Annotated in this window: 4 protein-coding genes and 1 pseudogene; 4 read left to right on the top strand and 1 reads right to left on the bottom strand. The window is 41.7% G+C overall.

Annotated features, from left to right (window positions below; translation table 11 throughout):
• A partial coding sequence (locus tag AC5YCI_RS16240) for an IS66 family transposase (protein ID WP_496175544.1) occupies positions 1-321 on the top strand: 321 nt, incomplete at its 5' end.
• Positions 322-868: 547 nt separating this feature from the next.
• Here AC5YCI_RS16240 and AC5YCI_RS16235 read toward each other — a convergent pair.
• Positions 869-1057: pseudogene (locus tag AC5YCI_RS16235) on the bottom strand (transposase); the annotation flags it as partial.
• Positions 1058-1142: 85 nt separating this feature from the next.
• Here AC5YCI_RS16235 and AC5YCI_RS16230 point away from each other — a divergent pair.
• The 3 genes from AC5YCI_RS16230 to AC5YCI_RS16220 all read left to right on the top strand — a co-directional run.
• Positions 1143-1523: a transposase gene (locus AC5YCI_RS16230; protein ID WP_496175938.1), complete on the top strand. Its 381-nt coding sequence runs from the start codon at positions 1143-1145 to the stop codon at positions 1521-1523.
• Positions 1520-1855: an IS66 family insertion sequence element accessory protein TnpB gene (gene tnpB, locus AC5YCI_RS16225; protein WP_496175758.1), complete on the top strand. Its 336-nt coding sequence runs from the start codon at positions 1520-1522 to the stop codon at positions 1853-1855. Before AC5YCI_RS16230 ends, tnpB begins: the two co-directional genes overlap by 4 nt.
• A 74-nt stretch (positions 1856-1929) precedes the next feature.
• Positions 1930-2481, top strand: a 552-nt coding sequence (locus AC5YCI_RS16220; protein WP_496175937.1) for a transposase domain-containing protein, incomplete at its 3' end; no start/stop codon positions are given.

Here is a 2481-nt window from a genome sequence, read left to right as displayed (position 1 = left end):
ACCGCCAAGGCCATCAATTACACGCTGAAGCGTTGGCCAGCTTTAAGCCGCTATCTGGATGATGGCAATCTACCGATTTGCAATAATTGGGTAGAGAATCAGATGCGACCTTGGGCCTTAGGACGCAAGAACTGGCTGTTTGCTGGCTCGCTGCGCAGTGGCCAACGAGCTGCCAATATCATGACTTTAATCCAGTCAGCAAAGCTCAATGGGCTGGATCCGTATGCCTATTTAAGTGATGTGCTGAAAAGGCTGCCGACACACAAAGTGACCCAAATTGAAGAATTACTGCCACACCGGTGGCAACCCGACCAAAATTAAAAAATAGGTATGGGGTTCAGCGGATGCTTACAACCAAAGATATTATTTGCTTGTTTGAACAGCAATTAGATTATAGCGTTGGCTATCATGTCATTTTAAAGGCCCTGAATAAGATAGGTTGGACGCGTAAAAAAGATTTTCTCTACAAGCAAACCTATAAGTTAAGCCGTTCTTTATTTGAATGGTGTTTGCGTTAGTGGAAGGAGTAATATGGTGAAGATCACATTATATCGATGACTCAGGCACTAATACCAATAAAACCACAGAATATGCTTGGTCTGCTAGGAAGAACGCTGTCATGTATTAAGTTCAGGTGGGGATGACTCGAGAGTCAACATGATCAGTGCTGTGAGATCAAATGCACCGTTTAAGTTTATTCAACCGTGTGATGGGAGTGTTTTTCTCTTTTGGTTGGAGTATTTGTTAGGCGCATGCTAGTCGTGGTCAACTTTGCCATCGCCTACATGATGACTTATTTAGGCTAAAACAATTTGCATAGAAAATAAGTGTAATAGAAAAATTTTATTTGTATTTCTAGGGTGTGTCCTCATTTGGCTTTGCACCAAATAAATATACAGGCTATACGAATCATAGATTTATAATTGCGTGCCAGTTTATCAAATCGAGTTGCAATAGCACGGAAATGTTTTAATCTCGCAAAAGCATTTTCAACTAAATGTCTTAATTTATATAGATATTTATCAAATTCCTTATTCGATCTCTTACTGTTTGATCGTAAGCGTCCGCTGAACACACCTTACGGATTCATCCTATAAGCCTTAATTTAGTCCCCACTTAAAAACAAGTGGGGACTAAAATTTATGACAACAAACCATCAGGCATCCGTTAGACCTGTGATAAAAAAACGGAAAACTTACAGTGTCGAATTCAAACAGCAAATCGTTCAGGCTTGTAAAATACAAGGTGTTTCTATTGCTTCTGTTGCTTTGCAACATGGGTTGAATACCAATCTTGTATCCAAATGGATTCGCTTAATCGATGCTCAACCAACGAATAATGACTCACCATCTATCAGTAAACCTGCATTTATTGCCTTATCTTGCTCGACACCATTAAGTACTGCTTCTGACATGTTAACGCTTCAAATCACGTTGCCGAATTCCAAAACCGAGATTGGTTTGAAATGGCAAACATCAGAAATATCTGCTTTAGCAGAATTGCTTAAGGTACTTGCAACATGATCCGTATCGATGAAATCTGGTTGTCTACTCAACCGATGGATATGCGTGCAGGGATGGATACTGCCATGGCTCAGGTGTTGAAAGCCTTTGGTTCGATCAAACCTCATTGTGCTTACCTGTTCTGTAATAAACGTGGTCATCGTATGAAAGTACTGGTACATGATGGCCTGGGCATCTGGCTGTGTGCTCGGCGTCTAGAACAGGGCAAATTCCACTGGGCCCAGGTTCATCAAGGTGAAACCATCTCACTCAGTTTGGAACAATTACAAGCATTAATACAAGGCTTACCTTGGCAGAGAATTGGACAAGTGCAGGTCGTCACGATGCTCTAAACCAAGCCACTTGGTTCTGCTATTCTGCAAAGGTTCTATAGCATCGTATTTATAATTTCAGGCATACTATGTTCATGAATACGATGCCTGATTTAAGCCAACTGACCCATGAACAACTACTGGAATTCACCAGACAGTTGGCGATGCAGCATCAGCAATTAGAAAAATCAAATCAGCAACTAGATGCCAAAGTTCAACATCTATCCATTCTCAATCAAAAATACGAGCATGAGCTGGCACTGTTTAAAAAACACAAATTCGGCAGTAAAAATGAACATCTCACCGCCAAACAAATCCATCTGTGGGATGAAGCGGTTGAAGAAGATATCGCAGCAGTCGAGCTGGAACTGGAACGGCTGAATGCAGATAAAACCGATGTAACAACACAGAAAGCCAATAAACCTAAACGTCGTCCATTGCCAACCCACTTAGCTACGATTCGCATCGAGCATGAACCAGCATCAACGCAATGTGCTTGTGGATGCCAACTGCGTCGTATCGGTGAAGATGTCAGTGAAAAATTGAATTTCAGACCGGCACAGTTCTATAAAGAGCAACATGTACGTGGCAAATGGGTCTGTGATCAGTGCGATACGCTGACACAACAAGCGATGCCTGCGTATGTC

Source organism: Acinetobacter sp. CY17 (assembly GCF_059515825.1).
Note: the sequence above shows the minus strand (reverse complement) of the source record. Positions and strands in the feature narration are given on the sequence as shown.